Annotated in this window: 19 protein-coding genes, 4 tRNA genes and 2 rRNA genes; 23 read left to right on the top strand and 2 right to left on the bottom strand. The window is 45.0% G+C overall.

The genetic code is table 11. The features are described 5' to 3' along the window. Window position 1 precedes the first annotated feature (1 nt). From mnmG to glmU, 14 genes are all read left to right on the top strand, one after another. Window positions 2–1,897, top strand: coding sequence for a tRNA uridine-5-carboxymethylaminomethyl(34) synthesis enzyme MnmG (gene mnmG, locus OCU30_RS12400; protein WP_077315250.1), 1,896 nt, complete (start codon window positions 2–4; stop codon window positions 1,895–1,897). Further along, on the top strand, window positions 1,897–2,529 hold the full coding sequence (gene rsmG, locus OCU30_RS12395; RefSeq protein ID WP_077315251.1) for a 16S rRNA (guanine(527)-N(7))-methyltransferase RsmG: 633 nt from the start codon (window positions 1,897–1,899) through the stop codon (window positions 2,527–2,529). The genes mnmG and rsmG overlap by 1 nt, the downstream gene beginning before the upstream one ends. 14 nt (window positions 2,530–2,543) lie before the next feature. Then, entirely contained in the window at window positions 2,544–3,317 is a 774-nt protein-coding gene (locus OCU30_RS12390) for a ParA family protein (protein ID WP_077315252.1), read from the top strand. A gap of 26 nt (window positions 3,318–3,343) precedes the next feature. Further along, on the top strand, window positions 3,344–4,225 hold the full coding sequence (locus tag OCU30_RS12385) for a ParB/RepB/Spo0J family partition protein (RefSeq protein WP_077315253.1): 882 nt from the start codon (window positions 3,344–3,346) through the stop codon (window positions 4,223–4,225). Window positions 4,226–4,413: 188 nt separating this feature from the next. Then, window positions 4,414–4,803, top strand: a complete 390-nt coding sequence (locus OCU30_RS12380; protein ID WP_077315254.1) for a F0F1 ATP synthase subunit I — start codon at window positions 4,414–4,416, stop codon at window positions 4,801–4,803. Window positions 4,804–4,811: 8 nt separating this feature from the next. Continuing rightward, window positions 4,812–5,642 carry a F0F1 ATP synthase subunit A gene (gene atpB / locus OCU30_RS12375; RefSeq protein ID WP_077315255.1) on the top strand — a complete coding sequence of 277 codons (831 nt, stop codon included), beginning with the start codon at window positions 4,812–4,814 and terminating at the stop codon, window positions 5,640–5,642. A gap of 69 nt (window positions 5,643–5,711) precedes the next feature. Continuing rightward, complete coding sequence (gene atpE, locus OCU30_RS12370; RefSeq protein WP_002540812.1) at window positions 5,712–5,966, top strand: F0F1 ATP synthase subunit C; 255 nt, start codon at window positions 5,712–5,714, stop codon at window positions 5,964–5,966. Between the two features lie 75 nt (window positions 5,967–6,041). Then, window positions 6,042–6,512 carry a F0F1 ATP synthase subunit B gene (gene atpF / locus OCU30_RS12365; protein WP_077315256.1) on the top strand — a complete coding sequence of 157 codons (471 nt, stop codon included), beginning with the start codon at window positions 6,042–6,044 and terminating at the stop codon, window positions 6,510–6,512. Between the two features lie 13 nt (window positions 6,513–6,525). Beyond that, complete coding sequence (atpH, locus tag OCU30_RS12360; RefSeq protein WP_077315257.1) at window positions 6,526–7,059, top strand: F0F1 ATP synthase subunit delta; 534 nt, start codon at window positions 6,526–6,528, stop codon at window positions 7,057–7,059. 13 nt (window positions 7,060–7,072) lie between these two features. After that, on the top strand, window positions 7,073–8,614 hold the full coding sequence (gene atpA / locus OCU30_RS12355) for a F0F1 ATP synthase subunit alpha (RefSeq protein WP_077315258.1): 1,542 nt from the start codon (window positions 7,073–7,075) through the stop codon (window positions 8,612–8,614). Window positions 8,615–8,657: 43 nt separating this feature from the next. Next, window positions 8,658–9,524 (top strand): F0F1 ATP synthase subunit gamma, encoded by an 867-nt coding sequence (atpG, locus tag OCU30_RS12350; RefSeq protein ID WP_077315259.1) that lies wholly within the window; start codon window positions 8,658–8,660, stop codon window positions 9,522–9,524. A 34-nt stretch (window positions 9,525–9,558) separates the two neighbouring features. After that, entirely contained in the window at window positions 9,559–10,962 is a 1,404-nt protein-coding gene (atpD, locus tag OCU30_RS12345) for a F0F1 ATP synthase subunit beta (protein WP_077315260.1), read from the top strand. 18 nt (window positions 10,963–10,980) lie between these two features. Beyond that, window positions 10,981–11,403, top strand: a complete 423-nt coding sequence (locus OCU30_RS12340) for a F0F1 ATP synthase subunit epsilon (RefSeq protein ID WP_077315261.1) — start codon at window positions 10,981–10,983, stop codon at window positions 11,401–11,403. A gap of 163 nt (window positions 11,404–11,566) precedes the next feature. Further along, complete coding sequence (glmU, locus tag OCU30_RS12335) at window positions 11,567–12,928, top strand: bifunctional UDP-N-acetylglucosamine diphosphorylase/glucosamine-1-phosphate N-acetyltransferase GlmU (RefSeq protein ID WP_077315262.1); 1,362 nt, start codon at window positions 11,567–11,569, stop codon at window positions 12,926–12,928. A 106-nt stretch (window positions 12,929–13,034) separates the two neighbouring features. On the opposite strand, the gene fadA is transcribed toward glmU, so the two are convergent. Next, window positions 13,035–14,198 carry an acetyl-CoA C-acyltransferase FadA gene (gene fadA, locus OCU30_RS12330; protein ID WP_077315270.1) on the bottom strand — a complete coding sequence of 388 codons (1,164 nt, stop codon included), beginning with the start codon at window positions 14,196–14,198 and terminating at the stop codon, window positions 13,035–13,037. 3 nt (window positions 14,199–14,201) lie between these two features. Continuing rightward, the gene (gene fadB, locus OCU30_RS12325) at window positions 14,202–16,397 is read right to left on the bottom strand and encodes a fatty acid oxidation complex subunit alpha FadB (protein ID WP_077315263.1); all 2,196 of its coding nucleotides are present in this window, start codon (window positions 16,395–16,397) and stop codon (window positions 14,202–14,204) included. Window positions 16,398–16,583: 186 nt separating this feature from the next. Between fadB and OCU30_RS12320 the strand changes: the two genes are divergently transcribed. The 9 genes from OCU30_RS12320 (at window position 16,584) to OCU30_RS12280 (ending at window position 24,902) form a co-directional block, all read left to right on the top strand. Beyond that, window positions 16,584–17,201, top strand: a complete 618-nt coding sequence (locus tag OCU30_RS12320) for a YigZ family protein (protein ID WP_077315264.1) — start codon at window positions 16,584–16,586, stop codon at window positions 17,199–17,201. Between the two features lie 38 nt (window positions 17,202–17,239). Next, window positions 17,240–18,697, top strand: a complete 1,458-nt coding sequence (locus OCU30_RS12315; RefSeq protein ID WP_077315265.1) for a TrkH family potassium uptake protein — start codon at window positions 17,240–17,242, stop codon at window positions 18,695–18,697. A 9-nt stretch (window positions 18,698–18,706) separates the two neighbouring features. Continuing rightward, window positions 18,707–19,231, top strand: a complete 525-nt coding sequence (hemG, locus tag OCU30_RS12310; protein ID WP_077315266.1) for a menaquinone-dependent protoporphyrinogen IX dehydrogenase — start codon at window positions 18,707–18,709, stop codon at window positions 19,229–19,231. A gap of 504 nt (window positions 19,232–19,735) precedes the next feature. Further along, window positions 19,736–21,276: ribosomal RNA gene (locus OCU30_RS12305) — 16S ribosomal RNA — on the top strand. Window positions 21,277–21,348: 72 nt separating this feature from the next. Beyond that, window positions 21,349–21,424: transfer RNA gene (locus tag OCU30_RS12300), tRNA-Glu, on the top strand. A gap of 2 nt (window positions 21,425–21,426) precedes the next feature. Continuing rightward, window positions 21,427–21,502 (top strand) — tRNA-Lys (locus OCU30_RS12295). Window positions 21,503–21,529: 27 nt separating this feature from the next. Continuing rightward, window positions 21,530–21,605 (top strand) — tRNA-Val (locus OCU30_RS12290). Window positions 21,606–21,609: 4 nt separating this feature from the next. Further along, window positions 21,610–21,685, top strand: a tRNA-Ala gene (locus OCU30_RS12285). Between the two features lie 323 nt (window positions 21,686–22,008). Next, a 23S ribosomal RNA gene (locus OCU30_RS12280) occupies window positions 22,009–24,902 on the top strand. The 16S and 23S rRNA genes sit together here with 4 tRNA genes alongside, the layout of an rRNA operon. The last annotated feature ends 117 nt before the right edge of the window (window positions 24,903–25,019 follow it).

Genomic DNA, 25,019 nt, shown 5'->3' with positions numbered 1-25,019 from the left:
CATGCTTTATCACGAAACATTTGACGTCATTGTGGTTGGTGGCGGTCATGCAGGAACGGAAGCCGCTTTAGCCGCCGCTCGCACTGGCCAAAAAACCCTACTAATCACTCACAACATTGATACTCTCGGACAGATGTCTTGCAATCCAGCTATCGGCGGTATTGGCAAGGGGCATCTTGTCAAAGAAATCGACGCCATGGGCGGTTTGATGGCTGAAGCTATTGACCACGCAGGTATTCAATTTCGAACTCTCAACGCATCCAAAGGCCCCGCTGTTCGAGCGACTCGAGCTCAAGCCGATCGAGCGTTGTACAAAGCGTTTGTTCGAAATGCTCTGGAAAATACACCGAATCTAACTCTGTTCCAGCAGTCTGCCGATGATCTTATCGTTGAAAACGATCAAGTTACCGGTGTTGTGACTCAAATGGGTCTTAAATTCAAAGCCAAATCCGTTGTATTGACCGTAGGTACCTTCTTGGGAGGTAAGATCCACATCGGGTTAGAAAACTTCTCTGGTGGCCGTGCAGGCGATCCACCATCGATCGCATTAGCCGATCGTTTACGTGATTTGCCATTTCGAGTCGATCGTTTAAAAACAGGAACACCACCACGGATTGATGCAAACAGTGTTGATTTTTCTGAGCTTGCTCAGCAGGATGGTGATAATCCAACCCCTGTATTTTCATTCATGGGAAATCGCACTCAACATCCGCAACAAATTCCATGCTTTATCACTCACACCAATGATAATACTCATGATGTTATTCGTGAGAATCTACATCGTAGCCCAATGTACTCTGGTGTCATTGAAGGTATTGGTCCACGTTATTGCCCGTCGATTGAAGACAAAGTAATGCGTTTTGCTGATAAAAATAGCCATCAGATTTTTATTGAGCCTGAAGGGCTAAATAGCCGTGAACTATACCCTAATGGTATTTCCACCAGCTTACCGTTTGATGTCCAATTACAGATCGTTCGAACGATGAAAGGGTTTGAAAACGCACATATTATGCGTCCAGGTTATGCGATTGAGTACGATTACTTTGATCCCCGTGACCTGAAAAATACCTACGAAACTAAGTTTATCAAAGGTCTGTTCTTTGCAGGACAAATCAACGGCACAACCGGTTATGAAGAGGCTGGTGCTCAAGGTCTAATGGCCGGGTTGAACGCGAGCTTATTTAGCCAAGGCAAAGAAGGTTGGAGCCCACGTCGTGATGAAGCCTACATGGGCGTGTTGATCGATGATCTTTCTACGATGGGTACGCAAGAACCTTATCGTATGTTTACGTCTCGTGCGGAATATCGTTTATTACTACGTGAAGATAACGCGGATCTTCGTTTAACAGAAAAAGCGCGTGAGCTTGGCCTTGTCAACGATACGCGTTGGGCGCGCTTTAATGAAAAAGTCGAAAATATCGAACGTGAACGCCAACGTTTAAGTTCTGTATGGATGCACCCAACATCGCCTGGCATCAACGAATTGAATGATGTCCTTAAAACACCGCTCACTCGTGAAGCAAACGGCACCGATTTATTACGTCGACCTGAGATGAATTACGACTTAGTTGCCTCACTTGATGCATTTGCGCCAAAACTTGATGATGCGCAAGCTGCAGAACAAGTCGAGATTCAGGTGAAATACGAAGGGTATATCCAACGTCAAAAAGACGAAATTGAAAAATCACTTCGCCATGAACATACTCAGTTACCCTTTGACTTAGACTATAGCCAAGTAAAAGGGTTATCGAACGAAGTCGTGATGAAGTTGACGGATACAAAGCCGGAAACAATTGGTATTGCATCACGAATTTCAGGTGTAACTCCTGCAGCAATTTCAATCTTACTGGTACACCTTAAAAAGCACGGTATGCTTAAGAAAGGGGAAGTGGCGTAATGAATCCATTGCGAACCAAACTCGACAGTTTGATTGCTCAGACAGATTTAGTCGTGTCTGAGCACCAAAGAGACCAGTTAGTGGGATACGTGGAGCTTCTCAATAAGTGGAATAAAGCGTATAACTTGACTTCTGTAAGAAACCCGATGGATATGTTAGTCAAACATATCCTCGATAGTATTGTGGTTAGCGCTTCTCTCGACGGACAAAGATTCATTGATGTCGGTACGGGACCTGGTCTGCCGGGGATCCCATTATCGATTATGAATCCTGATAAGGATTTCGTGTTGCTGGACAGTTTAGGTAAACGTATTCGGTTTATTAAACAAGTCATTCATGAGCTTGGTATTCGTAATGTCATACCTGTACAAAGCCGCGTCGAAGAATACGATGCTGGTGAAGGGTTTGATGCCGTATTAAGCCGAGCATTTGCTTCGATGAGTGATATGGTCCATTGGTGTGAAACTTTACCTAAAGCTGAGACCGGTGTATTCCTCGCACTGAAAGGGCAAGTTGATCAAGATGAAATTGATCAGCTACCTGAATGGTGTTGTGTGAACTGTGTCAAATCTTTAGATATTCCGGAGTTAGAAGGTAAGCGTCATCTTGTAACCTTATCTCGCAAGGGATAATAGCGAGGCACACTGTGGGAAAAATTGTAGCAATTGCCAACCAAAAAGGCGGGGTTGGTAAAACGACAACCTGTATTAACTTAGCCGCTTCTATGGCAGCGACGAAACGCAAGGTTTTGGTCATTGATCTGGATCCACAAGGCAACGCCACCATGGCAAGCGGAGTGGATAAATACCAAGTTGATGCAACCGCTTACGAATTGTTAGTCGAAGACGCTGCATTTGATGATGTGGTATGTCGGAATACAACAGGACATTATGATTTGATTGCTGCTAACGGTGATGTTACCGCTGCAGAGATTAAGCTAATGGAAGTCTTCGCCCGTGAGGTACGTCTAAAGAATGCAATCTCAGCTGTGCGCGATAGCTACGATTACATCTTTATTGATTGTCCACCAGCCTTGAATTTGCTTACTATTAACGCAATGGCCGCTGCAGATTCGGTATTAGTACCGATGCAGTGTGAATATTTTGCGCTTGAAGGGTTAACCGCGTTGATGGATACCATCAGTAAGCTGGCGGCAGTGGTGAATGAAAATCTAAAAATTGAGGGGTTGTTGCGTACTATGTACGATCCCCGCAATCGATTGTCCAACGAAGTGTCAGACCAATTAAAGAAACACTTCGGTGAGAAAGTCTATCGAACGGTGATCCCACGTAATGTTCGTTTGGCCGAGGCGCCTAGTCATGGCAAGCCGGCGATGTATTACGATAAATATTCGGCTGGTGCGAAAGCCTATCTAGCATTAGCTGGCGAAATGTTACGTCGTGAGCAAGTCCCCGCATAAAGTTTTAATTTAAGGAATTCGTTTACATGTCTAAACGTGGTTTAGGAAAAGGGTTGGATGCCTTGTTGGCCACCAGTTCAATGTCTCGTGAAAACCAACACGAGAGTCCAAACGCTCAAGAAGTCTCTATAGACGGTGAGCTTGCTGAGTTAGCGATTAACAACTTAAAGCCTGGTATTTATCAACCGCGTAAAGATATGTCTTCAGAGGCGTTAGAGGAGCTTTCCGCTTCTATTCAATCGCAAGGTATCATTCAACCTATTGTTGTTCGTCCGGTACAATCGGGGGGCTATGAAATCGTTGCTGGTGAACGTCGTTGGCGCGCTGCTCGTCTCGCTGGATTGAATAAAGTCCCATGTTTGATTAAGCAGGTTGCTGACAATGCAGCCGTTGCTATGGCTTTGATTGAAAATATCCAACGTGAAGATCTCAATGCTATCGAAGAAGCACAAGCTTTAGAACGTTTACAAAACGAATTCAAACTTACCCACCAACAAGTCGCAGATGTGATTGGTAAATCGCGTACGACGGTCAGTAACTTGTTACGCCTCAATCAATTGGCGGATGAAGTTAAGTATTTTGTTGAAACTAAACAGCTTGAAATGGGGCATGCTCGCGCATTATTAATGCTCGAGGGCGAACAACAAGTCGATATTGCCCAACGCGTTGCTAAAAAACAAATGACCGTTAGACAGACCGAGCAATTAGTTAAAAAATGCCTTTCTGATGTATCTGATGACAAAAATGTGGTAGAAGACGTAGAAATTAAACAAATATCACAAAATTTGAGTACGAAGTTAGGAGGTAAAGTCTCCATCGTACGGGGGAAGGGAGGTAAATCGAAACTCACGATTAACCTTGATGAACCTGACAAATTACAACAAGTCATTGCCAAACTAGAAAGCTAAATGACATAATTGAGCCGTATCAATTGTAAAAAATGACTTTTTAAATGAAAAGTTGTCGACTTGTAAGCAAAACTGTAACTTTTTGTGGTATTTGCATTGCCAAGCTTTATGGCAAATGTATACAATTTTCAGCATAGTCTTCGATTTTATTTGTTGTTAATCGAAGCACACTACGCGAGGTAGAATACATGGTAGCTGCGTTAGCTAGACCGGGACGAGAGCTTGCTAAGCAATTGTTATTGATCCAGCTGTGCGCAGTTATGGTTGTGGCAACAGGAATGGCTGTTGTGGTGAATGCTGAATGGGGATTTTCAGCGCTAATAGGGGGTGGCATTTGTGTCATCGCTAATGCTGTATTTGCGTTATGTGCTTTTTTGTTTAGTGGAGCTCGCGCTGCCAAGCGTATCGCGGCTTCGTTCTATACAGGTGAAGTACTGAAAATTCTCATTACTGTAGCGCTATTTTCTGTCGCTTACATGTATATTCAGGTGGAACTTGTTCCTCTGAAAATAACCTATTTGCTGGCACTGGGTGTTAATATTTTTGCGCCAGTATTATTTATCAACAACAAAAAATAGGATGAGTTATGGCTGCGCCAGGTGAAGCGCTAACACCGTCCGGTTATATTGATCACCATTTGGCAAACCTGTCATTGGCTCGTATTTCAGAGCATTATGATTTGGGATGGCAAATTAGTGAAACAAGTTTCTGGAACGTTCATATCGATAGCCTGTTTTTTTCTTTGTTTACAGGACTGATTTTCCTAGTGATTTTCCGTTCTATTGCAAAGAAAGCGACAGTGGGTGTACCAGGCAAGCTACAGTGTTTTGTTGAAATAGTGGTTGAATTTGTCGATCAAAACGTCAAAGAGACCTTCCATGGACGCAATCCTCTTATAGCTCCGCTGGCACTAACTATCTTTTGTTGGATATTGCTGATGAATATCATGGACCTTGTGCCTATTGATTTCATGCCGTATTCAGCACAGCATCTGCTTGGAATTCCTTATTTAAAAGTGGTTCCTTCTGCTGATGTGAATATCACCATGGCTTTAGCTCTAGGTGTTTTTGCTCTGATGATTTTCTATAGCATCAAAGTAAAAGGCTTTATGGGTTTCGTGAAAGAGTTGACATTACATCCGTTCAACACGCCTATCATGATCCCGTTCAACCTTCTTATTGAAGTGGTATCGCTACTTGCGAAGCCTCTATCATTAGGGATGCGTTTGTTCGGTAACATGTTTGCGGGTGAGGTTGTATTCATTCTTTGTGCGGCAATGTTGCCTTGGTGGCTACAATGGATGGGTTCACTACCGTGGGCTATTTTCCATATTCTGGTAATTTTGATTCAAGCATTTGTATTTATGATGTTGACGATAGTATATCTATCAATGGCTCATGAAGACGCGGATCATTAATTTTTTATACTTTATTTTTAAAGCTTTTATTGGGCACTTTAGCCAACAATTCTTATATTGGAGATAGTAATGGAAACTTTACTGAGCTTTTCTGCAATCGCCGTAGGTATCATCGTCGGTCTTGCTTCTCTAGGTACTGCGATTGGTTTCGCGCTTCTAGGCGGTAAATTCCTTGAAGGTGCAGCACGTCAACCTGAGATGGCTCCTATGCTGCAAGTTAAGATGTTCATCATCGCTGGCCTGCTGGATGCGGTTCCTATGATTGGTATCGTTATTGCACTTCTATTCACGTTCGCAAACCCATTTGTAGGCCAACTAGGTTAATCACGTTTTTCCGTAGGCAAAGCGAAGGTTTTGCCATTGATTAACACGAGTCTGTCCAAATAGGGGGTAGCTGTTGTGAATATGAACGCAACTCTGCTAGGTCAAGCAATCGCTTTTATTATGTTTGTTTGGTTCTGCATGAAATATGTATGGCCGCCACTCATTAAAGCGATCGAAGAACGTCAGCAAAAAATTGCCGACGGTTTGCAAGCCGCTGAGCGAGCAAAAAAAGACTTAGATCTAGCACAAGCTAACGCTTCTGAACAAATGAAAGAAGCGAAGCGCACAGCAACTGAGGTCATCGAGCAAGCGAATAAACGTAAAGCACAGATTTTAGATGAAGCACGTGAAGAAGCTATGACGGAACGTCAGAAGATTCTTGACCACGCTGATGCTGAAATTGAAGCAGAACGTAATCGTGCACGCGATGAACTGCGTAAACAAGTTGCAACTCTGGCAATAGCTGGTGCTGAGAAGATTCTTGAGCGTTCTGTCGATAAAGACGCGCATAAAGATATTCTCGACAACATTACTGCAAAACTTTAAGGGTGGGGGCGCTATGTCTACTTTGACTACAATTGCACGCCCCTATGCTAAAGCAGCATTCGATTTTGCGGTGGAGAAGCAGCAGTTAGACCAATGGTCTGAGATGTTGACATTCGCTGCTGAAGTGACAAACAACGAGCAAATGCATGAGCTATTAACAAGCTCAATGTCTGCAAAACAACTTGCAGAAATATTTATCGGTGTTTGTGGCGAACAGTTTGATGAATTCGGTCAAAACCTAATTAAGGTAATGGCTGAAAACGGACGTTTAGACGTCATGCCTGATGTTTGTGTTGAGTTCCATGCTTTGAAAAAAGAGCATGAGTCGAAAATTGATGTAGATGTTATTTCTGCAACAGAACTTTCTGAACAACAAAAAACAGATATTAGCAGCAAACTGGAGCAGCGCCTTGAGCGTAAAGTTCTGCTGAACTGCAGTATAGATGAGACCCTACTAGCTGGGGTTGTAATTCGAGCCGGAGACTTAGTCATTGATAACTCAGCACGTGGTCGTTTAGGCCGCCTGAGCGATGCATTGCAGTCTTGATGGGGATTGGAGCATGCAACTTAATTCCACGGAAATTAGCGATCTAATTAAACAACGTATTGAATCATTTGACGTTGTCACTGAAGCTCGCAATGAAGGTACTATCGTTTCTGTAAGCGATGGTATTATCCGTATTCACGGCCTAGCGGACGTGATGCAGGGTGAAATGATTGAATTACCGGGTGGCCGTTACGCGCTAGCACTTAACCTTGAGCGTGACTCAGTAGGTGCAGTTGTAATGGGCCCGTACGCTAACCTAAAGGAAGGCGATAAAGTTACAGGTACTGGTCGTATTCTTGAAGTGCCTGTTGGTCCTGAATTGCTTGGCCGTGTTGTTAACACGCTGGGTGAGCCTATTGATGGTAAAGGTCCAATCGACGCTAAACTGACTTCTCCTATCGAAGTGATTGCACCAGGCGTTATTGATCGCCAATCGGTTGATCAACCTGTACAAACAGGTTACAAATCGGTTGACGCAATGGTGCCAATCGGCCGTGGTCAACGTGAGTTGATTATCGGTGACCGTCAGACAGGTAAAACTGCGATGGCGATTGATGCGATCATTAACCAGAAAGATTCTGGTATCTACTCGATTTATGTAGCGATTGGTCAGAAAGCGTCTACGATTGCGAACGTTGTTCGTAAACTAGAAGAGCATGACGCTCTACGTAACACTATCGTTGTGGTTGCGTCTGCGTCTGAATCTGCGGCATTACAATACCTTGCACCATACTCTGGTTGTGCAATGGGTGAGTATTTCCGTGACCGCGGTGAAGATGCACTGATTGTTTATGATGATCTATCTAAACAAGCGGTTGCTTACCGTCAGATTTCTCTATTGCTACGTCGCCCACCAGGCCGTGAAGCCTTCCCAGGTGACGTATTCTACCTTCATTCACGTCTACTAGAACGTGCATCTCGTGTTAGCGCTGAATATGTTGAGCGTAAAACAGGTGGTGAAGTGACAGGTAAAACGGGTTCTTTAACGGCTCTGCCTATTATCGAAACTCAGGCTGGTGACGTATCTGCATTCGTACCAACCAACGTAATTTCGATTACGGATGGTCAGATTTTCCTACAGACTGAACTGTTCAACGCTGGCGTTCGTCCTGCGGTTGACCCAGGTATTTCTGTTTCTCGTGTTGGTGGCTCTGCGCAAACCAAACTCATCAAGAAATTGGCGGGTGGTATTCGTACTGCTCTTGCTCAATACCGTGAATTGGCTGCGTTTGCTCAGTTCTCATCGGATCTTGATGCTGCGACGAAGAAACAGTTAGATCATGGTCAGAAGGTGACTGAACTGATGAAACAACATCAGTACGCACCAATGTCTATTTTCGATCAAGGTTTATCAATCTTCGCTGCAGAGCGTGGTTACCTTGAAGATGTAGAATTGAACAAAGTTCTAGATTTTGAAGCCGCATTACTATCGTACGCCCACTCTCAATATGCTGAATTAGCAGAAGAGATTGGCAAGGCGGGTGCTTATAACAAAGAGATCGAAGAGAAGTTGAATAAACTTGTTCAAGATTTCAAGGCAACCCAAACTTGGTAAAGAAGTTGGTGGCAGCAATGCCACCTACTAATGGAGAGTAATGATGGCCGGCGCAAAAGAAATACGTAGTAAAATCGGTAGTGTTAAAAGCACTCAGAAAATTACGAAAGCAATGGAAATGGTAGCCGCTTCTAAAATGCGTCGTTCGCAAGAGTCGATGCGGGCTTCCCGTCCATATGCGCAAACGATGCGTAAAGTGATCGGTCATGTCGCCAACGCGAATCTAGAGTATCGTCATCCTTACCTAGAAGAGCGTGAAGCGAAACGTGTTGGTTATATCATTGTTTCTACTGACCGTGGCTTATGTGGTGGTTTGAACATTAACTTGTTCAAGAAAGCCCTTGTTGATATGAAGTCATGGCAGAACAAAGGGGTTGAAGTTGAGCTCGGTCTTGTCGGTTCAAAAGCAACGTCCTTTTTTGCACAGTCTGGCGCAAAAGTGGCCGCTCAAGTATCGGGTCTTGGTGATTCACCAAGCCTAGAAGACTTGATCGGCTCTGTTGGCGTGATGCTGAAGAAATATGATAATGGTGAATTGGATCGCCTGTACGTTGTGTTTAACGAGTTTGTTAATACGATGGTACAACAACCAACGATCGATCAATTGCTGCCTTTGCCTAAATCAGACAGTGAAGAGATGCAGCGTGAGCACTCGTGGGATTATATCTACGAGCCAGAGCCACAACCTCTTCTTGATGCCTTACTACTACGTTACGTAGAGTCTCAGGTTTATCAAGGCGTTGTTGAGAACCTTGCCTGTGAGCAAGCGGCTCGGATGATTGCGATGAAGGCTGCTACAGATAACGCGTCTAATTTAATTGATGATTTAGAACTTGTGTACAACAAAGCCCGTCAAACGGCGATTACACAAGAACTGTCAGAAATTGTGAGTGGCGCAGCTGCGGTTTAAGCTTAGGTAAAACAAACAGTTTAGAGGATTAACGATGGCTACAGGTAAGATCGTACAGATCATCGGCGCAGTAGTCGACGTGGAGTTCCCACAGAGCGGAGTACCTAGTGTTTACGATGCTCTTAACGTTGTTGAAGCAAAAGAACGTTTGGTTCTTGAAGTGCAACAGCAACTTGGCGGTGGCGTAATTCGCGCAATCGTTATGGGTAGCTCAGATGGTTTACGTCGTGGAATGACAGTTGAAAATACTGGCGCTCCAATTTCAGTGCCAGTGGGTACAAAGACCCTTGGTCGTATCATGAACGTCTTAGGTGACGCGATTGATGAACGTGGTGAGATCGGTGCTGAAAACCAGTACTCAATCCATCGCGCGGCACCAAGCTACGAAGAACAGTCAAACTCGACTGCTCTTCTAGAAACAGGTGTTAAAGTTATTGACCTAATTTGTCCATTTGCTAAAGGTGGTAAAATCGGTCTATTCGGTGGTGCCGGTGTAGGTAAAACCGTAAACATGATGGAACTTATCAACAACATCGCACTGAAGCACTCCGGTCTTTCAGTTTTTGCGGGTGTTGGTGAGCGTACTCGTGAAGGTAACGATTTCTACTACGAAATGCAGGAAGCGGGCGTTGTTAACTTAGAGAATCCAGAGGAATCGAAAGTTGCAATGGTCTATGGCCAAATGAACGAGCCACCAGGTAACCGTCTACGTGTTGCTTTGACTGGTTTGACTATGGCTGAACGTTTCCGTGATGAAGGTCGTGACGTGCTACTGTTTATCGATAACATTTATCGTTACACATTGGCGGGCACAGAGGTATCTGCACTGCTAGGTCGTATGCCTTCAGCGGTAGGTTACCAGCCAACATTGGCTGAAGAGATGGGTGTGCTTCAAGAGCGTATTACGTCAACAAAAGATGGTTCTATCACGTCTGTACAGGCGGTATATGTACCAGCGGATGACTTGACTGACCCGTCTCCAGCGACAACATTTGCTCACTTGGATGCAACCGTTGTATTGAACCGTAGTATCGCATCTATGGGTCTATACCCAGCGATTGACCCATTGGATTCGACATCACGTCAGCTTGATCCATTGGTTGTTGGTCAAGAGCACTACGATATTGCACGTGGCGTTCAGCAGACTCTACAGCGTTATAAAGAGCTAAAAGACATCATCGCTATTCTTGGTATGGACGAACTGTCTGAAGAAGATAAGCGTGTTGTTGCTCGTGCGCGTAAGATGGAACGTTTCCTAACTCAGCCTTATCACGTAGCCGAAGTATTTACTGGCGACCCGGGTATTTATGTATCTCTAAAAGATACACTGAATGGCTTTAAAGGTCTGCTAGAAGGCGATTACGACGATATTCCTGAGCAAGCCTTCATGTACTGCGGCGCGATTGAAGACGCAGTAGAAAAAGCGAAAAAAATGTAAGGCTAATTAGGAGGCGATATGGCAGCAATAACCTTTCATCTGGATGTAGTCAGTGCTGAGAAAAACCTGTTTTCTGGTCTGGTAGAAACATTTCAGGTGACCGGTAGCGAAGGTGAGCTTGGAATTTTCCATGGCCACACTCCGCTGCTGACCGCTATCAAGCCTGGTATGGTGCGTATTGTGAAGCAGCACGGCCACGAAGAAATTATTTATGTTTCTGGTGGTATTGTTGAAGTTCAGCCCGGTACTGCGACAGTACTGGCTGATACGGCGATTCGTGGTGAAGATCTTGACGCAGCGAAGGCTGAAGAAGCCAAACAGCGTGCTGAGGAACATATTAAGAATCAGCATGGTGATATGGACTTTGCACAAGCGGCAAGTGAACTAGCTAAAGCAATGGCTCAAATTCGAGTCATTGAGCTGACCAAAAAACGTCGTTAATGCTTGTTAACAGCGTGATGTAAAAAGAAAGGCGGCCTATGGTCGCCTTTTTGTTTATTTTTTTTATAAATTGACACGTAGGAAATTAACTATTGTAGAGACAGTGGTTAGAATACGAGTGAATATTTTTATTTTTTTAATTAACGTCATACGTAGGTAATTCATGAAATTCAGCGCAGTGATTCTTGCCGCAGGCAAAGGCACAAGGATGCATTCGGCTTTACCCAAAGTACTGCATACTTTGGCCGGTAAACCCATGGTAAAACATGTTATCGATACTTGTAATGGTATTGGTGTCAATAACATCCACTTGGTCTATGGACATGGTGGCGATCTCATGCAGAAAACGCTTGAAAACGAGTCTGTTAATTGGGTTCTCCAAGCGGATCAATTAGGCACCGGTCATGCGGTGAATCAAGCCGCACCTCATTTTTCTGATGACGAAAAAGTACTCGTGCTTTACGGGGATGTACCGCTAATTTCTGAAGAGACATTAGAACGTATGTTAGACGGCCAGCCTGAAGGTGGTATTGGTCTATTAACACTCGTGATGGATAATCCTACGGGCTATGGACGTATTGTTCGTGAAAATGATTCTGTAGTTGCGATTGTTGAGCAAAAAGATGCGACTGACGCACAAAAAGCGATTCAAGAAGTTAATACAGGTGTCATGGTTGCTGACGGTCGTGACTTAAAACGTTGGTTAAGTGGATTAAGTAATGATAACGCACAAGGTGAGTATTACCTGACGGATATTATTGCCGCCGCTCATGATGAAGGCCGTGTTATTCAATCTATTCATCCGGTAAAAGACAGTGAAGTGGAAGGCGTGAATGATCGCGTACAACTGGCTCGTCTAGAGCGAGTGTACCAAGCAGAATGTGCCCACAAATTATTGGTTCAAGGCGTAATGCTACGCGATCCAAGCCGTTTTGATTTACGTGGTGAACTGCAGTGCGGTAAGGATGTGGAAATTGATGCTAACGTTATTATTGAAGGCAAAGTAAGCCTGGGCGATAACGTTGTAATTGGTGCTGGTTGTGTACTGACTGATTGCGAAATCGATGATAATACAGTTGTCCGTCCGTATAGCGTTATTGAAAATGCCACGGTTGGTGAAACTTGTACTGTCGGTCCGTTTGCTCGTTTACGACCAGGTGCTGAGTTACATAACGATGCTCACGTGGGTAATTTCGTTGAAGTGAAAAACGCCACGCTGGGTGAGGGGTCGAAAGCCAATCACTTAGCCTATGTAGGTGATGCACAAATTGGCCAGCGCGTAAACTTAGGGGCGGGTGTGATTACCTGCAATTATGATGGTGCTAATAAACATCAAACTATTATTGGTAATGATGTATTTGTTGGGTCTGATACCCAATTAGTCGCGCCAGTTAAAGTCGCTGATGGTGTAACGATTGGTGCGGGAACGACAGTAACAAAAGACATCGACAATGATGGTGAATTGGTTATCACTCGCGCGCCAGAGCGTCGTATTGCTGATTGGCAGCGACCAGTAAAAAAATAATCGATATGAACGTGTGATTGTCGTGAGTGATCACGCTTAGTCATGAGTTGCGACAATGAACAAAAGCCGTCAATAATGGCGGCTTTTTGCTATTTATCTTCCAAGGTTAGGGACGCTCAAAAATGGTCGCAATACCTTGTCCCATGCCAATACACATAGTCGCGAGACCAAATTGTGCATTCTTTTCTTCCATCACATTGATGAGCGAAGTACAGATACGCGCACCGGAACATCCTAAAGGATGACCGAGTGCAATCGCTCCACCATGCAGATTGATTTTTGTATCGAGTACATCCTCTAAACCTAATGCTTCAATACATGCCAGTGATTGCGCGGCAAACGCTTCGTTAAGCTCGATAGCATCAATATCTTGTAAGGTGAGTTTGGCTCGTTTTAATGCTTTATGAGTGGCGGGAATTGGCCCTAAACCCATAGTAACAGGTTCACATCCAGCGACAGCCATGGATCTTATTATCGCTCGTATAGGGAGATTATGTTGTTTGGCATGTTGCTCGGTAGTAATGAGCATAACCGATGCTCCGTCGGAAATAGCCGAGGAGTTCCCCGCGGTTACGGTGCCTTTATGCGGATCAAACGCTGGTGATAGGGTTTGCATTGTATTGAGCGTTGCATCGTGTCGAATGACTTCATCTGTATTAATTGAGGCGAATGTTCCATCGGTTTGGTGTCCCCATATAGGTAAGATTTCTTTATCAAACTGGTGGTTTTGTGATGCTTGACTGGCTTTTTGGTGTGACGATAAAGCAAATTCGTCTTGTCTAAGGCGTGAGATAGCATAATGCTGAGCGAGAACTTCGGCTGTTAATCCCATCATTGCCGATGCTTTAGAAACTGCATGATTAAGTTGTGGATGAATATCAATACCATGATTCATCGCAACGTGTCCCATGTGTTCAACGCCGCCTGCAAGGCAGAAGTTACTGTCGCCAACCATGACAGATCGCGCTGCGTCATGGAGCGCTTGCATCGATGACCCACATAAGCGATTCACCGTAACAGCTCCAATTTGTTTTGGAAGCTGAGCGAGCAGCGCCGCATTTCTGGCAATATTAAAACCTTGCTCTAGGGTTTGTTGTACACATCCCCAATAAATATCTTCGATCCAATGGGGATCAAGTTGAGGGTGTCTTTGGAGGATCCCTGACATAAGTTGTGCGGAAAGATCTTCAGCACGAATGTGTCTAAAAGATCCTTGCTTAGATCTCCCCATCGGAGTGCGTAGACAATCGACAATCACAATTCGGTTCATCACTCAGTGCTCCTTTTCTATGGATGGAACTGATGGTAAATCTGCTTGATAGCGTTGGTGATAAAAGCGCGAATGTGCTTTTTGCATAGCTTTCAACGAAGCTGGCTGATGATAAAGCGGCCCTAAATCCTGATACTTAGTTAATTGTTGGATAAAAGTATCTAACCCCAATGTATCGAGATATTGACAAGGGCCTCCATGGAAAGGGGGGAACCCTAATCCATAAACTAAAGCGGTGTCGGCTTCTTGTGGGGTGGCGACAATATTTTCATCTAAACATAACAACACTTCGTTGAGCATAGGAATCATCATACGCTCAATGATCTCATCATCTGTGATTGTACTCGTTGATATAGGTAGAGACTTAATCAAGCTGGTGGCATTTTCATTCGGTGTTTTTTGAACGTTGCCTTTTTTATCCGTCGTATAAGCATAAAAACCTGCTTGTGTTTTTTTACCCCATAACTTTTGTTCATAGAGCAATGTTAGTACATCGTGCTCGATGGTATAAAAACGAGTAGGGTATCCTTGGTTCATAACTTGCTGTGCATGATAGGCGGTATCTAAACCTACCACATCAAGTAAATAAGCGGGTCCCATAGGCCAGCCAAAGCGCTCCTCCATAATGGTGTCGATCCTTACGAAATCGACACCATCGCGAATGAGCAGCCGAAACGCTGCGAAATAAGGAAATAAAACGCGATTGACAAAAAAACCTGGGCAATCATTAACGACGACCGGGGTTTTGCCAAGCGACATTGCTAACGACGTTATATGGTCAATGGTTGCTTGTGAGGTTTTCTCACCACGAATGATCTCGACAAGTGGCATGCGATGCACAGGATTAAAAAAGTGCATACCGCAAAAGCGTTCTGGATTATTTAGAGATTTCGCCAGTTCGCTAATTGGAATCGTTGATGTGTTCGACGCCATAATCGCATGTTCAGAAACTTGTGTTTCTATCTCACTAAGCACTGCGCATTTTACCGTCGGATTTTCTACCACAGCTTCAATAATAGTGTCAGCAAGTCGAATATCTTGATACGACAGGGTCGGTTGGATATGAGTTAAAACATGAGCTTGACGAGGCCCATCAATCTTACCTCGAGAAAGCTGCTTATTAAGGAGGCCAGACACTTCGTTTAGGCCTAAGGTTAATGCTTCTTGTTGAATGTCTTTCAGTATGACCGGAATATCATGAGAGGCGACTTGATAGGCAATACCACCCCCCATGATGCCAGCGCCAATCACGGCGATTTTTTTATCAGCTGGTGGAGTTTTATTGAGTGTATAGCGGTTTTTAATAAATTGATCATTGAGAAAGAGCCCGACTAATGCATGAGCAGAAGGAAGTTTTACCAAGGTGACAAAAGATTGGGTTTCTATCTGTTGTGCTTGGTCTCGAGATTGGTTCGCCGCCTTCATTATGGTATCAATCGCTGCTAGTGGAGCAGGATAGTGAGCACCCACTTTCATTTTAACGAGAGATTTGGCCATACTAAAGCTTAATGCCTGCTCTGATTCAGCCAATAACAGAGGTTTGGTTTTACGTGCACGACGTGCTTGCCATATTTCAGGATGCTTGATGGCTTGGGATAAAGTGGTGATGGCAGAGTTGAATAAGGAGTCTGACTCTACAATTGCATCAAGTAGTCCAGCAGATAAAGCTTGATTAGCTGTGAGTTGCTTCCCTTGAGTGATCGCTTCTAACGCGTTATCGACACCAATTAAGCGTGGCAGGCGTACCGTTCCCCCGAAACCGGGAATAATACCTAATTTTGTTTCTGGTAAACCAATCTTGGTCGTTGTATCCCCAATACGGAAATCTGTAGTAAGTACACACTCACATCCGCCCCCCAGTACATAGCCACTCAATACTGAAATGGTCGGTATTGCGAGATCTTCTAAGCGATTAAATACGTGATTAGCATATTGTAGCCAGGCAATGAGCTCTGCTTCAGGGGCGTTAAATAAGGTAAGGAATTGGGTGATGTCTGCGCCAACAATAAAGCTTGCTTTGTTTGAAGTCAGAATCACACCGCGACAGTCGTCATAAGTGTTAATGACATCAAGGGCACTGTTTAAAGACGTCAATGTATTTAAATCCAATTTATTCACAGAACCAGAAGCGCAAAAACATAATTCAATAATGCTATTAGGATGGAGTGTTAAGGTGATACCGTTGTGCTGATAGATCATTATCTTTCTCCGCTTTTGGGGTTAGCAAGACAACACCTAGAATCTGGTTTGACCAGTTCTTATAGTGTGTACGCCTTTTATGGTTTTTTCAATCTAACGGTTACCTTTTTTTAACATCTTCAATCTTATTTATCGGCTTGAGCATGTTACACTTCATTTATCCTATCATTGAGTTTTCATCACCTTATGAGTTTGCAGCCTTTTCTAATTCCAGCGTCACCAGTACGTTTTGAAGAAGAAATAAAAAAAAGTACTTTTATTACCTACTTAGCCCATACTCCGAGCATTGAGGAGGCGAAGGCTTTTGTCGATAGCATCAAGTCTCAGCATAAAGATGCGCGGCATAATTGTTGGGGATTTGTAGCAGGTAGAGCTGAAGATTCTATGCAATGGGGATTTAGTGATGATGGAGAACCATCGGGTACCGCGGGTAAACCTATTTTAGCTCAACTGACAGGCTCCGGTGTGGGTGAACTTACTGCTGTCGTGACTCGCTATTTTGGGGGTATTCGACTGGGTACTGGCGGATTAGTTAAGGCGTATGGTGGCGGGGTCCAACAAGCACTAAAACAATTAAAGACTATTGAGAAAAAAGTGACTACTCACTTAGAACTTAAATTAGACTATCCTCTAATACCTCTAACACAGTCTATAATGGCTCAGTTTGCGGCAGTAGAAGTGAAAGCTGACTATAGTGAAAAGGTAGAGTTAGTGATTGAACTAGAATGTCTTCAGGTTAGCGCCTTTACAGAAGCTCTCGTCAATAAAAGCGGTGCAAAGGTTCTAATAAACCAGCCAAAATAACAAGGAAGCCACTCGCTTAGCTGGGTAGCCATAACATCATGCAGTTTCGTTCTATTATTCGTATCGTCGGCCTATTATTGGCACTTTTTAGTCTTTCAATGTTGGCTCCAGCATTGGTTGCACTTATTTATCGAGATGGTGAAGGTGTTCCTTTTGTTTCTACCTTCTTTATTTTGTTGTTTGCCGGAGGTGTGGCATGGTTTCCAAACCGCCAATATCGACACGAACTTAAATCTAGAGATGGTTTTCTCATTGTGGTTTTATTCTGGGTGGTCATTGGCAGTGCCGGTTCGCTACCTTTCTTATTATCCGATCGTCCAGAAGTGTCTCTTACCAATGCTTTTTTTGAATCCTTTTCTGCCCTAACGACGACAGGCGCAACGGTCATTGTTGGTTTGGATGATTTACCTAAAGCGATTCTCTTTTATCGTCAATTCTTACAGTGGTTCGGTGGCATGGGGATCATTGTACTTGCCGTTGCAATTTTGCCCGTATTGGGAATTGGTGGAATGCAGCTTTATCGGGCTGAAATTCCGGGCCCCGTTAAAGATACCAAAGTCACCCCGCGGATTGCCGAAACTGCGAAAGCGTTATGGTATATCTATTTAAGCTTAACGCTTTCATGTGCGCTTGCGTATTGGTTTGCCGGTATGACAGCTTTTGATGCGATTTGCCATAGCTTCTCGACGATTGCGATTGGTGGTTTCTCGACTCATGACGCGAGCATGGGGTATTTCAACAGTCACACCATCAACCTTATTACTGTCTTCTTTCTCTTAATTTCCGCATGTAACTTTACTTTGCACTACGCAGCATTCTCGTCTGGTGGCGTACATTTAAAATATTATTGGAAGGACAGTGAGTTTCGCTCGTTTTTTCTTATTCAAACAGTATTGTTCGTGTTGTGCTTTAGTATGTTATTGGCTCATGAAACTTATGGCTCGTTCTCGGATACGTTTAATCAGGCGCTCTTTCAAACCGTATCAATATCGACCACTGCTGGCTTTACTACGACAGGCTTTTCCCAGTGGCCATTATTCCTCCCGGTATTATTACTTTTCTCTTCTTTTATAGGCGGCTGTGCTGGTTCGACTGGAGGTGGGATGAAAGTGATACGTATTCTATTGTTAACGCTACAAGGGGTACGTGAAATGAAGCGTTTAGTGCATCCTCGCGCTATTTATCCTATAAAGTTTGGCCATGCTGCTCTACCACAACGTGTTATTGATGCGGTTTGGGGGTTCTTTGCTACTTATACATTAGTGTTTATCGTCTGTATGCTGGCACTAATGGCAACAGGTATGGAAGAACTGAGTGCGTTTTCTGCTGTTGCTGCGACTCTAAATAACTTAGGACCCGGACTTGGCGATGTCGCGGTTCATTTTGCGGACGTGAATGATGCGGCGAAATGGATTCTAGTCGTTTCTATGATATTTGGTCGACTCGAGATCTTCACATTACTTATTTTGTTTACGCCGACTTTTTGGCGAAGCTAAGGATTTCTTTTGAAAACATTGTACCTATACTCGACCCGTGAAGGACAAACACAAAAAATCATTAAGACAATTGCCGAGCAATGTAATCATCAGCAGGCAGATTTTATTGATTTACACGATTACAAAGATGTGGACTTAGCTCAGTACGATAAGGTATTGATTGGGGCTTCTATTCGTTATGGACATCTTAATAAAGCACTATATCGTTTTATTAAACAACATTTAGAGCAACTCCAAGCTAAGAAAGCGGCTTTTTTTTGCGTGAACTTAACTGCACGTAAAGAATCTGAAGGGAAGGATACCCCTGAAGGTAGTCGCTATATTCAGACATTTCTCGAGAAGTCTCCGTGGCAACCGCAACTGATAGGTGTGTTTGCGGGAGCGCTTTATTATCCTCGTTATGGATGGTTCGATAAAATGATGATTCGTTTCATTATGAATATGACGGGTGGAGAAACGGATACAAGCAAAGAAGTAGAGTATACCAATTGGGAAAAAGTGGCTTTATTTGCGTCACAGTTCGACCAATGGTGATAAAAACTAGTATATTTAAAGCGTTTTGACTCTTTTTTATTCGAAAGATAAAAAAAAACCAAAAAATGGAAAAAACCTATTGCCATTTTTTTTGTGAAACCTATAATGCGCACTCACTGACACGGGGAACGTTCTTAAAGAACACAACGAGTTAGTGGGTCATAAGCCTCATTAAATATGATGAGAAAAAGTTTCAAAAAAGTGGTTGACACTGAAACTTAAATCGCTAAAATGACCGTCCGCTTTGAGATGAAATACGAAGCGCAGCTCTTTAACAATTTAAACCTATCAATCTGTGTGGGCACTCGTTGATGATAATCAATAGCTTCTTAGGAAGCACAATTGGTTTCAATGAACTGAGTGACCAATCGAGATTAACTGAGTTAATCTTGGCACAGTCAATTCATTATCATTCTGTTGGAATGATAATAGCTTTAAGATTACATGTTTGTTTTTAAACAAATATTAGTTTTGAAGTCAGTATTCATTGAGCCGAAAAAACTTTAATTGAAGAGTTTGATCATGGCTCAGATTGAACGCTGGCGGCAGGCCTAACACATGCAAGTCGAGCGGTAACATTTCTAGCTTGCTAGAAGATGACGAGCGGCGGACGGGTGAGTAATGCCTGGGAAATTGCCTTGATGTGGGGGATAACCATTGGAAACGATGGCTAATACCGCATAACGCCTTCGGGCCAAAGAGGGGGACCTTCGGGCCTCTCGCGTCAAGATATGCCCAGGTGAGATTAGCTTGTTGGTGAGGTAAGAGCTCACCAAGGCGACGATCTCTAGCTGGTCTGAGAGGATGATCAGCCACATTGGGACTGAGACACGGCCCAAACTCCTACGGGAGGCAGCAGTGGGGAATATTGCACAATGGGCGCAAGCCTGATGCAGCCATGCCGCGTGTATGAAGAAGGCCTTCGGGTTGTAAAGTACTTTCAGCAGTGAGGAAGGGGTAACGTTGAATAGACGTTATTCTTGACGTTAGCTGCAGAAGAAGCACCGGCTAACTCCGTGCCAGCAGCCGCGGTAATACGGAGGGTGCGAGCGTTAATCGGAATTACTGGGCGTAAAGCGCATGCAGGTGGTCTGTTAAGTCAGATGTGAAAGCCCGAGGCTTAACCTCGGAATTGCATTTGAAACTGGCAGGCTAGAGTACTGTAGAGGGGGGTAGAATTTCAGGTGTAGCGGTGAAATGCGTAGAGATCTGAAGGAATACCAGTGGCGAAGGCGGCCCCCTGGACAGATACTGACACTCAGATGCGAAAGCGTGGGGAGCAAACAGGATTAGATACCCTGGTAGTCCACGCCGTAAACGATGTCTACTTGAAGGTTGTGGCCTTGAGCCGTGGCTTTCGGAGCTAACGCGTTAAGTAGACCGCCTGGGGAGTACGGTCGCAAGATTAAAACTCAAATGAATTGACGGGGGCCCGCACAAGCGGTGGAGCATGTGGTTTAATTCGATGCAACGCGAAGAACCTTACCTACTCTTGACATCCAGAGAACTTTCCAGAGATGGATTGGTGCCTTCGGGAACTCTGAGACAGGTGCTGCATGGCTGTCGTCAGCTCGTGTTGTGAAATGTTGGGTTAAGTCCCGTAACGAGCGCAACCCTTATCCTTGATTGCCAGCACGTAATGGTGGGAACTTCAGGGAGACTGCCGGTGATAAACCGGAGGAAGGTGGGGACGACGTCAAGTCATCATGGCCCTTACGAGTAGGGCTACACACGTGCTACAATGGCGCATACAGAGGGTTGCCAACTTGCGAAAGTGAGCGAATCCCAAAAAGTGCGTCGTAGTCCGGATTGGAGTCTGCAACTCGACTCCATGAAGTCGGAATCGCTAGTAATCGTGAATCAGAATGTCACGGTGAATACGTTCCCGGGCCTTGTACACACCGCCCGTCACACCATGGGAGTGGGCTGCAAAAGAAGCAGGTAGTTTAACCTTCGGGGGGACGCTTGCCACTTTGTGGTTCATGACTGGGGTGAAGTCGTAACAAGGTAGCGCTAGGGGAACCTGGCGCTGGATCACCTCCTTAATACGAATGATTATTGCGATGAGTGCTCACACAGATTGATATGGTTTAGACAAAGCAAAAGAGTATCTTAGTGTCCCGTTCGTCTAGAGGCCTAGGACACCGCCCTTTCACGGCGGTAACAGGGGTTCGACTCCCCTACGGGATACCATTGGGTCGTTAGCTCAGTTGGTAGAGCAGTTGACTTTTAATCAATTGGTCGCAGGTTCGAATCCTGCACGACCCACCATTCCTTCCATGGGAATTAAAATACAATGGGCGATTAGCTCAGTTGGGAGAGCACCTGCCTTACAAGCAGGGGGTCACTGGTTCGAACCCGGTATCGCCCACCATAATGGGGCTATAGCTCAGCTGGGAGAGCGCCTGCCTTGCACGCAGGAGGTCTGCGGTTCGATCCCGCATAGCTCCACCATCTTTAAGCACATTGGTGTGCAGTGTTCTTAAAAATGGTGTCTTTGTAAAAAGATACACATTGCTCTTTAACAATTTGGAAAGCTGACAAAATAATCGTATTTAGCGATAAATATGAATTATTTGTAAAAGTTCTCAATGTTTGTTGTATCAATTGATATGAACAAACACCAAACACATTCAAGTGTTCTTGGAAAATCATGCTCTTTTAGTAGAGTGTGTATTCAAAATTGAGTCCGGCAATATCGAGTCTGCAACATGTATAAAAATGCAGACAAACCTTGGTGACTTTGTTCATCAACTCAAAACTTTTTTGGGTTGTATGGTTAAGTGACTAAGCGTACACGGTGGATGCCTTGGCAGTCAGAGGCGATGAAGGACGTATTAACTTGCGATAAGCGTAGATGAGGCAGTAAAAGCCACTTGAGTCTACGATTTCCGAATGGGGAAACCCAACTGCATAAGCAGTTATCGTTGCGTGAATACATAGCGTAACGAGGCGAACCGGGAGAACTGAAACATCTAAGTACCCCGAGGAAAAGAAATCAACCGAGATTCTGGAAGTAGCGGCGAGCGAAACCGGATTAGCCCTTAAGCTTTTTATGCGTCAGGTGAAGTGTCTGGAAAGGCACGCGATACAGGGTGATAGCCCCGTAACCGGCAACGCATTTAAGGTGAAATCGAGTAAGGCGGGACACGTGATATCCTGTCTGAATATGGGGGGACCATCCTCCAAGGCTAAATACTCCTGACTGACCGATAGTGAACCAGTACCGTGAGGGAAAGGCGAAAAGAACCCCTGTGAGGGGAGTGAAATAGAACCTGAAACCGTGTACGTACAAGCAGTAGGAGCCTCCTTTGTGGGGTGACTGCGTACCTTTTGTATAATGGGTCAGCGACTTATATTCAGTGGCAAGGTTAACCGTTTAGGGGAGCCGTAGCGAAAGCGAGTCTTAACTGGGCGCACAGTCTCTGGATATAGACCCGAAACCGAGTGATCTAGCCATGGGCAGGTTGAAGATTGAGTAACATCAATTGGAGGACCGAACCGACTAATGTTGAAAAATTAGCGGATGACTTGTGGCTAGGGGTGAAAGGCCAATCAAACTCGGAGATAGCTGGTTCTCCCCGAAAGCTATTTAGGTAGCGCCTCGGACGAATACTACTGGGGGTAGAGCACTGTTAAGACTAGGGGGTCATCCCGACTTACCAACTCTTTGCAAACTCCGAATACCAGTAAGTACTATCCGGGAGACACACGGCGGGTGCTAACGTCCGTCGTGGAGAGGGAAACAACCCAGACCGCCAGCTAAGGTCCCAAATTATTACTAAGTGGGAAACGATGTGGGAAGGCTCAGACAGCTAGGATGTTGGCTTAGAAGCAGCCATCATTTAAAGAAAGCGTAATAGCTCACTAGTCGAGTCGGCCTGCGCGGAAGATGTAACGGGGCTAAGTAATAAACCGAAGCTGCGGCAATATTCCTTTTGGAATGTTGGGTAGGGGAGCGTTCTGTAAGCCGTTGAAGGTGGATTGAGAAGTCTGCTGGAGGTATCAGAAGTGCGAATGCTGACATGAGTAACGATAATGGGGGTGAAAAACCCCCACGCCGGAAGACCAAGGGTTCCTGTCCAACGTTAATCGGGGCAGGGTAAGTCGACCCCTAAGGCGAGGCTGAAAAGCGTAGTCGATGGGAAACGGGTTAATATTCCCGTACTTCTTACAATTGCGATGGGGGGACGGAGAAGGCTAGGTGGGCCTGGCGATGGTTGTCCAGGTTCAAGTGCGTAGGCTGAGTATTTAGGTAAATCCGGATACTCATTAGGTCGAGACACGACGTCGAGCACCCAAGGGTGTGAAGTCATTGATGCCATGCTTCCAGGAAAAGCCTCTAAGCTTCAGATTGTAAGGAATCGTACCCCAAACCGACACAGGTGGTCGGGTAGAGAATACCAAGGCGCTTGAGAGAACTCGGGTGAAGGAACTAGGCAAAATGGTACCGTAACTTCGGGAGAAGGTACGCTCTATATAGGTGAAAAGACTTGCTCTTGGAGCCGAAAAGAGTCGCAGATACCAGGTGGCTGCAACTGTTTATTAAAAACACAGCACTGTGCAAAATCGTAAGATGACGTATACGGTGTGACGCCTGCCCGGTGCCGGAAGGTTAATTGATGGGGTTAGACTTCGGTCGACGCTCTTGATCGAAGCCCCGGTAAACGGCGGCCGTAACTATAACGGTCCTAAGGTAGCGAAATTCCTTGTCGGGTAAGTTCCGACCTGCACGAATGGCGTAATGATGGCCACGCTGTCTCCACCCGAGACTCAGTGAAATTGAAATCGCTGTGAAGATGCAGTGTACCCGCGGCTAGACGGAAAGACCCCGTGAACCTTTACTACAGCTTGGCACTGAACATTGAACCTACATGTGTAGGATAGGTGGGAGGCTTTGATATGCAGACGCTAGTTTGCATGGAGCCGTCCTTGAAATACCACCCTTGTAGTTTTGATGTTCTAACTTGGTTCCCTTATCGGGAATGAGGACAGTGCCTGGTGGGTAGTTTGACTGGGGCGGTCTCCTCCCAAAGAGTAACGGAGGAGCACGAAGGTGGGCTAATCACGGTTGGACATCGTGAGGTTAGTGCAATGGCATAAGCCCGCTTAACTGCGAGAATGACAATTCGAGCAGGTGCGAAAGCAGGTCATAGTGATCCGGTGGTTCTGAATGGAAGGGCCATCGCTCAACGGATAAAAGGTACTCCGGGGATAACAGGCTGATACCGCCCAAGAGTTCATATCGACGGCGGTGTTTGGCACCTCGATGTCGGCTCATCACATCCTGGGGCTGAAGTCGGTCCCAAGGGTATGGCTGTTCGCCATTTAAAGTGGTACGCGAGCTGGGTTTAGAACGTCGTGAGACAGTTCGGTCCCTATCTGCCGTGGGCGTTGGAGAATTGAAAGGGGCTGCTCCTAGTACGAGAGGACCGGAGTGGACGAACCTCTGGTGTTCGGGTTGTGTCGCCAGACGCATTGCCCGGTAGCTAAGTTCGGGATCGATAACCGCTGAAAGCATCTAAGCGGGAAGCGAGCCTTGAGATGAGTTCTCCCTGGCGCTTTAAGCGTCCTAAAGGGTTGTTCGAGACTAGAACGTTGATAGGCAGGGTGTGTAAGCGTTGTGAGGCGTTGAGCTAACCTGTACTAATCGCCCGTGAGGCTTAACCATACAACACCAAAAAGGTTTTGTAACGGACTCAATATGAGTACTTGAGTGTGTGAGAACGGCTTTTTATAGCCACAAAAAACAGCTTTCCAGATTATTGTTATGGCCCTTTGGGCGATA

Origin of the sequence: Vibrio palustris (assembly GCF_024346995.1) — a bacterium.
GTDB classification, from domain to species: Bacteria; Pseudomonadota; Gammaproteobacteria; order Enterobacterales; family Vibrionaceae; genus Vibrio; species Vibrio palustris.
The sequence above is the reverse complement of the archived record's forward strand: the minus strand, read 5'-3'. Positions and strand labels throughout refer to the sequence as shown.